Source organism: Sphingomonas elodea ATCC 31461 (assembly GCF_000226955.1).
In the GTDB taxonomy this organism is placed as follows: Bacteria; Pseudomonadota; Alphaproteobacteria; order Sphingomonadales; family Sphingomonadaceae; genus Sphingomonas; species Sphingomonas elodea.
The window spans coordinates 159714-168407 of sequence record NZ_AGFU01000002.1 but is presented as its reverse complement, the minus strand read 5'-3'; the positions used below and the strand labels follow the sequence as shown (position 1 = coordinate 168407).

Below are 8694 nucleotides of genomic sequence, written 5' to 3'. Positions count from 1 at the left end.
GGTGACGGCCATGTACAGCGAGCTTCAGGTCACCAGCCATTATTCGTTCCTGCGCGGCGCCTCCGCACCCTCCGAACTGTTCGAGGCGGCGTCGGCGTACGGCATGCCCGCGCTCGGCATCACCGATCACAACAGCGTCGGGGGAATCGTCCGCGCGCTGGTCGCGGCGGAGGAGACCGGCGTGCGGCTGGTCACCGGCTGCCGGCTCGACCTGACCGACGGCAGCGGGGTGCTGGTCTGGCCCGAGGATCTCGCCGCCTGGTCGCGGCTCACCCGGCTGCTCAGCATCGGCAAGGCGCGGGCGGACGCGCAGCATGGCGAGAAGGGGCAGTGCTTCCTCCATTGGGAGGATGTGGCGGGGCATGCCGACGGGCTGGTCGCGGCGCTGGTGCCCGGCATGGCGGATGCCGGCGACCCGGCGGCGCTGCGCTGGATGGCGGATGTGTTCGGGGAGCGCGGCCATGTCACGCTCACCCGCCATCGCCGCCCGCAGGAGGCGGTGCGGCTGCACGGGCTGGCGGAGGCCGCCGCCGCGCATGGCCTCACCCCGCTCGCCACCGGCGACGTGCTGTACCATCATCCGGACCGGCGGATGCTGCACGATGTGATGACCGCAATCCGGCATACCACGACGGTCGACGATCTCGGCTTCCGCCGCGCCCGCAGCGCGGATCGCCATCTGAAGCCCCCGCACGAAATGGCACGCCGCTTCGCCGCCTGGCCCGAGGCGCTGCACGCGGTGGAGGCGGTGGTCGAGCGCTGCAGCTTCAATCCCCGCGAACTCGGCAAACTCTATCGCTATCCGGACGAAGTGGTGATGTCCGGCCGCAGCCCGCAGGAGGCCCTGGCCAAGCTCGCCCGCGATGCGCTCGCCGCGAAATTCCCGGAAGGGCCGCCGCCCGCTTATGCCGCGCTGCTGGAGAAGGAACTCGGGCTGGTCGAAAAGCTCGGCTATGCGCCCTATTTCCTCACCGTCCATTCGATCGTCCGCTTCGCCCGCGCGCAGGAAATCCTCTGCCAGGGGCGCGGCAGTGCGGCCAATTCGCTGATCTGCTTCCTGCTCGGCGTCACCTCGATCGACCCGGTGGTGCACAAGCTGCTGTTCGAGCGCTTCCTCTCCGAAGACCGCAACGAGCCCCCCGATATCGACGTCGATTTCGAGCATGAGCGGCGCGAGGAAGTGATCCAGTGGATCTACGAAACCTATGGCGCGCGCCACGCCGCGCTCACCGCCGTGGTCAGCCGCTACCGCACCCGCGGCGCGGTCCGCGAGGTCGGCAAGGCGCTGGGGCTGCCCGAGGACGTCACCGCCGGGCTGGCGGGACAGGTCTGGGGCTGGTCCAACGAAGGGGTAAGCGAGGCCGATGCCGCCGCGCTCAACCTCGACGCCAGCGAGCCGCGCCTCGCGCTGACGCTCGACCTTGCCCGCCAGCTGATCGGGACGCCGCGCCACCGCTCGCAGCATCCCGGCGGCTTCGTGCTCGCCCAGGCGAATCTCGACGAGATCGTGCCGATCGAACCGGCGGCGATGGTCGACCGGCGGGTGATCGAATGGGAGAAGGACGATATCGAGACGCTCGGCCTGATGAAGGTCGACATTCTCGGGCTCGGCATGCTCGGCTGCATGCGGCGGGCGTTCGATCTGCTGGAGCAGCACAAGGGCATCAAGCTCACCCTGGCCTCGGACGCGATGCAGGAGGACGATCCCGCCACCTTCGCGATGATCCGACAAGCCGACACGCTGGGCACCTTCCAGATCGAGAGCCGCGCGCAGATGTCGATGCTGCCGCGGTTGAAGCCGAAGATCTTCTACGACCTCGTCATCCAGGTCGCGATCGTGCGGCCGGGGCCGATCCAGGGCGACATGGTGCATCCCTACCTCCGCCGCCGCGAGGGCAAGGAGGAGGTCGAGTATCCGAGCGAGGAATTGCGCGACGTGCTGGAGAAGACCTTCGGCGTGCCGCTGTTCCAGGAACAGGCGATGAAGGTCGCCATCGTCGGCGCGGGGTTCAAGCCGGCCGAGGCCGATGCGCTGCGCCGGGCGATGGCGACGTTCAAGTCGACCGGCGGCGTCACCCATTTCAAGGAGAAGATGATCAGCGGCATGCTGAAGAAGGGCTATACCCAGGACTTCGCCGAGCGGACCTTCAAGCAGATCGAGGGCTTCGGCAGCTACGGCTTTCCCGAGAGCCACGCGGCGAGCTTCGCCAAGATCGCCTATGCGTCGAGCTGGATGAAGTGCCACCACCCCGACATCTTCTGCGCGGCGCTGCTCAACGCGCAGCCGATGGGGTTCTACGCGCCGGCGCAGATCGTCCGCGATGCGCGCGAGCACGGCGTCGAGGTGCGCGCGGTGTGCGTCAACGACAGCGACTGGGATACGCGGGTGCTGCAATCCTCCCCGGCACGGGGAGGGGGGCCATGGGCGCCAGCCCATGGTGGAGGGGGGTCTCCACACGGGCATCCCTTGCCGAGCTCCCCCTCCACCACCGCCTTCGGCGGCGGTCCCCCTCCCCGTTCCGGGGAGGATCTTGGCCTCCTCCCCCTCCGGCTCGGCATGCGCGTCGTGCAGGGGCTGTCCGCGCGGGATGCCGAGGCCATCCTCGCCGCCCGCGCGGAACGCCCCTTCACCTCGATCGAGGATGTCTGGCGCCGCGCCCGCGTCGCGCCCGCCGCGCTCACGAAGCTCGCCCAGGCCGATGCCTTCCGCGCCTTCGGCCAGGATCGCCGCCAGGCGCTGTGGGCGATCAAGGCGCTCGACCAGGCGCCGCTGCCGCTGTTCGCGGGGATCGAGGTACCGATACAGGCGGCCGAGCCCGCCGTGTCGCTCGTGCCCCTCAGCGCGGGTCGCGAGGTGGTGGAGGATTACCGCGCTACCCAGCTGAGCCTCCGCGCCCATCCGCTCCATTTCCTGCGCGGCACGCTCGCCGCGCGGCGGATCCGCCCGTGCGGCGACCTCAAGACGCTGAAGGACGGGGCACGGGTGGAAGTGGCGGGCATCGTGCTCGTCCGCCAGAAGCCGGGCAGCGCCAAGAGCATTTTCCTCACGCTGGAGGACGAGACCGGCATCGCCAATGCGATCGTCTGGCCGGCACGCTTCGCGCTGTACCGCCCGATCATCCTCGCCGCGCCGATGATCTCCGTGCGGGGAAGGCTCCAGCGCGAGGGCGAGGTGCTGCACCTGATCGCCGAGACGATCACCGACCTGACCGAATTGCTGCGCAGCGTCGGCAACCGCGACCTGCCACGCATGACGATGCCGGGCGACGGGGCGACGCATGGCGGCACGATCGATTCGCGCGACCGCACGCAGACCCGCGCCACCGACCCCGCGCACGCCTATCCGAGGCAGCGCACGCCCGAGAGCTGGCCGTCGCGCCGCGAGGACGTCATCCCCATCAAGTCGCACGATTTCCACTGATGCGGGGACGCGCTATCTCGCCGCATCATCTCCCCGGGGGACACATGCTCGGATTTCTGATCGCCGGCGCGGCGTTACCACTCGCATTCACCACGCAAGCGCAGAGCGTGGCGCCGCCGCCAGCGGGTCTCCACGCGATCGAGGGATGCTGGCAGGGCAACGGTACCGTGATGGGCAAGCCCGTCACCCTCACGCTTCACGCCGCGCCGGCCGCACTGGGTGCGATGATCGCGGTCGATACGACCAGCGTCGCCGCAACCGATGCCACCGACCGCTACGCCGCGCACCTCGTCTTCGGCTGGCTTCCGGCCAAGCCCGGGGGCCCGGCGGGCGCGCTCACCGGCTATTGGGCGGACAGTTTCGGCGGCGCCTTCGCCGCACCTGGAGAGGGGGAGGCGGAGGCGCAGGGTTTCGAGATGCGCTACCGCTTCGGTGAAGACATCTTCGTCAACCGCTGGCGGCGCATGGCCCAGACCCTCGACTGGACGATCATCGCACGCGATACCGCGGGCAAGGAACAGGCCTTTGCCGCCTATCGGCTGAAGGCCGCGCCCTGCCCCGCGGCGCCACCGGCGCGGCATCGCTAGAGCATTTTCAAGTTGACCGTTTACGGTCAACGACTCGGAAAATGCGGCAATCGAAAACCTAGGGCGTCTTCGCCCAAGGTGAAAACGCTCTAGAACGCCGCGCCGACCCGAAATCAGCCCGCCACCACGGTCTGTTCGATAGCGCCGAAGATCGGGTGGTGCTTGTCGTCCTCCGCCCAGATGCGCACGGTATCGCCGGCCTTGAGGAACGGCGTTTCCGCCGCGCCCCGCAGGATCGTCTCGACGGTGCGCACCTCGGCGAGGCAGCAATAGCCCTTGCCGCCCTCGCCGATCGGCTTGCCCGGACCGCCATCGGCATCGCGGTTGGAAACGGTGCCCGATCCGATGATCGTGCCGGCACCCAGCGCGCGGGTCTTGGCGGCGTGCGCGATCAGCGTGCCGAAGTCGAAGGTCATGTCCTCGCCCGCCTCGACGCGGCCGAACGGCTTGCCGTTCAGGTCGACCATCAGCGTGCGGTGGAGCTTGCCGTCCTGCCACCAGCTGCCCAGCGCATCCGGGGTCACGAACACCGGCGAAAAGGCGCTGGCGGGCTTGGACTGGAAGAAGCCGAATCCCTTGGCCAGTTCGCCCGGGATCAGGTTGCGCAGGGAAACGTCATTGGTAAGCCCCACCAGCCGCACCGCCGCCAGCGCCTCTTCCCGCGATGCGCCCAGCGGCACGTCGCCGGTCACCACCACCACCTCGGCTTCCAGGTCGCAGCCCCAGGCCTCGTCCTTCAACGGGATCGCGTCGCGCGGCCCCAGGAAACCGTCCGATCCGCCCTGGTACATCAGCGGATCCTGCCAGAAACTCTCGGGCAGCTCGGCCCCGCGCGCCTGCCGGACCAGCGCGACATGGTTCACATAGGCGGACCCGTCCGCCCACTGGTACGCACGCGGCAAGGGCGCCGCGGCCTGGCGCTCGTGAAAACGCATCATCGGGATCGCTTCATGCTCAAGATCGGTGGCAAGGTTGCGCAGATCGCCCTCTACCCGCTCCCAATCGTCGAGCGCCGCCTGCAGCGTGGGGGCAATATGGCCGGCATCGGCGCACCAGGCGAGATCATTGGAGACGACGACGAGCTTGCCGTCCCGTCCCTGCTTGAGGCTGGCTAGTTTCATTTGACACCATCTCCTTCGGCGGTTGCCATAGAGCAACTTCGCGCGCCGCGGAACCGTAACCCCTTGCTACGTATTTTGCCCAGTCGCATTGACTTCGGGGCGGGCCATGATCAACGAATTGTACATGGCCGCTCCGCTTCGATTCCTGGAACATAGCGGCGATATGGCGGAACGCATCCGCACCTTCGATTGGGCGAACCATCCGTTCGGCGCAGCGGACAGCTGGTGCGAGCCCCTGCGCATGACCGTCGACCTGATGCTGGCCTCCAGCTTCCCCAAGGCGCTCTACTGGGGCCCCGAGTTCCGCCTGCTGTACAACGATGCCTGGGCTCCGATCGCGGCGGACCGGCATCCCTGGGCACTGGGTCGGCAGGGCAGCGAGGTATGGGCCGAAATCTGGGACGTGGTCGGTCCGCAGATGGAGGAGGTGGTTGCGACCGGGCGGGGCTTCGCGGTGTACGACCAGTTGCTGCGCATGGCGCGCGATGGGGTACTCCGCGATACCTGGTGGAACTACAGCTTCACGCCGATCCGCGATGCCGAGGGCCGGGTGCTGGGCATCCTGAACCAAGGCAACGAGACGACCCGCACGGTGCTGGCCGAGCGCGCCAAGCAGGCCGAGCTGGAGCGGCTGCACGATTATTTCCAGCAAGCCCCCGGCGCCGTCGCGCTGCTGGAGGGGAAGGATCATCGTTTCGTGCTCGCCAACCCCGCCTATCTGGCGATCGTCGGCCGCGAGTCGGTCGTGGGGCAGAGCGTCGCCGAGGCGCTGCCCGAAATCGTCGAGCAGGGGTATGTGACGGTGCTCGACCAGGTCTTTCAGAGCGGCGAGCCCTACCGCGCGATAAACCGCGACGTGATGCTGCAACGCCGCCCGGATACCGAGCCCGAGCGCCGCGTGCTCGATTTCGTGTTCCAGCCGATCAAGGACGCGACCGGCGCCTCCACCGGCATCTTCGTGTCGGCCAACGACATCACCGAACGGGCGCTCGCCGAGGACGCACTGCGGCGGAGCGAGGAGCGGCTGCAACTCGCGCTCAATGCCTCCACCGGCATCGGCACCTGGGACTGGACCGCCGAAAGCGGGCGGGTGACCGGCGACGAGCGCTTCGCCGCCCTGTTCGGAATCGACCCGCAACGGGTGAGCAACGGCGGCAATTTCGAGGCGGTGCTCAACTTCATCCATCCAGACGACCGCATGCGGATCGCGATGGAAGTCCGCCAGTCGATTGCCAACCGCACGGCGCTGAAACTCGAATTCCGGGTAGTGCGCGCCGACGGCGCCGTCCGCTGGCTGCTGACCCAGGGGCGCTGCACCTTCGACGCCGAGGGACGTCCGGTGCGCTTTCCGGGCGTGAGCTTCGACATCACCGATCGCAAGCTGGCCGAGGAAGCCGCGCAGGACGCCGCGGACGATCTGCGCACCGCCACCGAAGCGCAGACCTTCCTCCACACGCTCGCCGAGCGCCAGCGCGCGCTGGAGACGCCGGACGCGATCATGGAGCTGACCGCCAAGGAACTGGCGGCGAAGCTCGGGCTGGCGCGCGTCGGATTCTACCGCGTCGTCGGCGACAAGATCGTGCTGGGCCCCTGCTGGACCAGCGGCGAACTCCCGCTGCTTGCCGGCGAATGGGTGCTCGAGGCGGTCGCGCCGCTGATTCCCAGCTACCGCGAAGGCCGCACCGTCGTCTTCAGCGACAGCAAGACAGAGTTTCCGGACAGCGCGCTCAGCCGCATCTCTCCCTCGGCCATCGGCGTGCCGCTGCTGCGCGGCGGACAATGGGTGGCGACCTTCTACGCCAACGCGGCAGGGCCGCGCGTCTGGCGCCCGGAAGAGATCGCCTTCCTCGAAACGGTGGTCGAAACCACCTGGGATTCGGTCGAACGCGCCGATGCGGTGCTGGCGCTGCGCGAGAGCGAGGCGCAGTTCCGCGCAATCACCAATTCGATCGATCACATGGTCTGGTCGGCCGATGCCGATGGTGCGGTCGATTACTATAACGACCGCTGGTACGATTATACCGGGGTCGCGCGCGGCAGTACCGACGGCCATGCCTGGGGTCAGGTGCTTCATCCCGGCGACCAGCACCGTGCGGCGGCGGTTTGGGAGCATAGCGTCCGCACCGGCGAGCTGTACCGCATCGAATATCGCATGCGGCACCACAGCGGCATCTATCGTTGGGCGCTGGGCCGCGCGCAGCCGCTACGCGACGAGACCGGCCGCATCGTCCGCTGGTTCGGTACCAGCACCGACATCCAGGACATTGTCGACGCGCGCGAAGTGCTCGCCCGCTCGCGCGAGGAACTGGAAGCGGCGGTTCGCGAGCGTACCGAGCGACTGATGGCAGCCGAGGCGCAGCTCCGCCAGGCGCAGAAGATGGAGGCGGTGGGCCAGCTGACCGGCGGCATCGCGCACGATTTCAACAACATGCTGGCGGTGGTGATCGGCGCGCTCGATCTGATGGAGCGTCGACTGAGCCAGGGCCGGACCGACATCGACCGCTACCTGGTCGCCGCGCGCGACGGGGCGAGCCGCGCAGCCGCGCTCACCCAGCGCTTGCTCGCCTTCTCTCGCCGCCAGCCGCTTGCCCCCACCGCGCTCGACGTGAACGACATGCTTGGGGGCATGATCGAGCTGCTGGTCCGCACCCTCGGCGAAGGAGTCGTGATCGAAACCCAGTTCGCGCGCCGGCTGGATCCGGTGGTCGCCGATCGCAACCAGCTCGAGAATGTGGTGCTCAACCTCGCGGTAAACGGCCGCGACGCCATGCCGCACGGCGGCACGCTGACGATCGAGACCGAATCGCGCACCCTGGATGCCGAGGATGCCGTCCGCCACGAGATCGAGGCGGGCGACTATGTCGAGATCCGCATCCGCGATACGGGCGTCGGCATGCCGGCAGAAGTGGCGGCGCGCGCCTTCGATCCGTTCTTCACCACCAAGGGCGTCGGCAAGGGCACCGGACTTGGTCTCAGCCAGGTGTTCGGCTTTGTTCGCCAGTCGGGCGGGCATGTCACGATCGACAGCGAGCCCGGCCGCGGCACCTGCGTGCGGGTGCTGCTACCGGCGCGGCCCGAGGCGGTACCGAGCCCGGCCGCAAGCGACACCGCGCGCGAACTTCCGCGGGGTCGTGCCAGCGAAGTGGTGCTGGTGGTGGAGGACGAGGACCGGGTGCGCACCTATTCGGTCGAGGCGCTACGCGAGCTCGGCTACAGCGTGGTGTTCGCCCGTGACGGGATCGAAGCGTTGCGGCTGCTCGATCGCGGCCAGAAAGTCTCGCTGCTGTTCAGCGACGTCGTGATGCCCGAGATGAGCGGGCGCGAACTGGCCGCGCGCGTGCGCGCACGCATGCCCGGCCTGAAGGTGCTGCTCACCAGCGGTTATGCGCCCGATGCCCCGGCCGACGGCGCTGCCGAAAATATCCTCGCCAAGCCGTTCAACATCGCCACGCTGGCTGTCGCGATCCGGACCGCACTCGACGGCTGAGCGCCAAGAAAGGCTTGACCTTGCGGGCGGGTTTCGCCATTCGCGCCGCGGCTTCGGGCGATGCGTCCGGTTGACCAG

Annotated in this window: 4 protein-coding genes; 3 read left to right on the top strand and 1 reads right to left on the bottom strand. The window is 68.5% G+C overall.

Features of this window, described 5'->3' with window-relative positions; genetic code table 11:
• Positions 1-10: 10 nt before the first annotated feature.
• On the top strand, positions 11-3421 hold the full coding sequence (locus KK7_RS0101205) for an error-prone DNA polymerase (RefSeq protein ID WP_040597305.1): 3411 nt from the start codon (positions 11-13) through the stop codon (positions 3419-3421).
• Between the two features lie 44 nt (positions 3422-3465).
• Complete coding sequence (locus tag KK7_RS19870) at positions 3466-4008, top strand: hypothetical protein (protein WP_010542823.1); 543 nt, start codon at positions 3466-3468, stop codon at positions 4006-4008.
• 113 nt (positions 4009-4121) lie between these two features.
• Here the strand turns inward: KK7_RS19870 and KK7_RS0101195 are convergent, their stop codons facing one another.
• A complete protein-coding gene (locus KK7_RS0101195; RefSeq protein WP_010542822.1) occupies positions 4122-5129 on the bottom strand; it encodes a fumarylacetoacetate hydrolase family protein in 1008 nt (335 codons plus the stop codon).
• A gap of 124 nt (positions 5130-5253) precedes the next feature.
• Here KK7_RS0101195 and KK7_RS0101190 point away from each other — a divergent pair, with 124 nt between their 5' ends.
• Positions 5254-8616 (top strand): PAS domain-containing protein, encoded by a 3363-nt coding sequence (locus KK7_RS0101190; protein WP_237709106.1) that lies wholly within the window; start codon positions 5254-5256, stop codon positions 8614-8616.
• The last annotated feature ends 78 nt before the right edge of the window (positions 8617-8694 follow it).

Excerpts from the sequence above, each read along its gene's own strand:
- KK7_RS0101205 (WP_040597305.1), top strand. The coding sequence starts at position 11 with ATGTACAGCGAGCTTCAGGTCACCAGCCATTATTCGTTCCTGCGCGGC.
- KK7_RS19870 (WP_010542823.1), top strand. The coding sequence starts at position 3,466 with ATGCTCGGATTTCTGATCGCCGGCGCGGCGTTACCACTCGCATTCACC.
- KK7_RS0101195 (WP_010542822.1), bottom strand. The coding sequence starts at position 5,129 with ATGAAACTAGCCAGCCTCAAGCAGGGACGGGACGGCAAGCTCGTCGTC.
- KK7_RS0101190 (WP_237709106.1), top strand. The coding sequence starts at position 5,254 with ATGGCCGCTCCGCTTCGATTCCTGGAACATAGCGGCGATATGGCGGAA.